Below are 255 nucleotides of genomic sequence, written 5' to 3' on the forward strand. Positions count from 1 at the left end.
GTTTTTTTATGATGGGCAATTCAACGAACGTGATGTCATTAGCCATAAAACCAGTAGGGGCACGGCATCAGTCAGGTTGGTTGCCAGCAATAAATTCCTCCCTTGCCGTGCCCCGACCAATGATTCAGATCCATTCCCGATTCGATATCAAAGTAGGGGCACGGCATCAGTCAGGTTGGTTGCCAGCAATAAATTCCTCCCTTGCCGTGCCCCGACCAATTATTCATATCCATTCCCGATTCGATATCAAAGTAG

Annotated in this window: 1 protein-coding gene; it reads left to right on the forward strand. The window is 47.5% G+C overall.

The window, feature by feature from the left end; genetic code table 11:
• Nucleotides 1-32 precede the first annotated feature (32 nt).
• The coding region (locus MiSe_RS50370) for a hypothetical protein (protein ID WP_226595134.1) at nt 33-255 on the forward strand (223 nt) is incomplete at its 3' end.

It is taken from the genome of Microseira wollei NIES-4236, from assembly GCF_020521235.1.
Taxonomy (GTDB): Bacteria; Cyanobacteriota; Cyanobacteriia; order Cyanobacteriales; family Aerosakkonemataceae; genus Microseira; species Microseira wollei.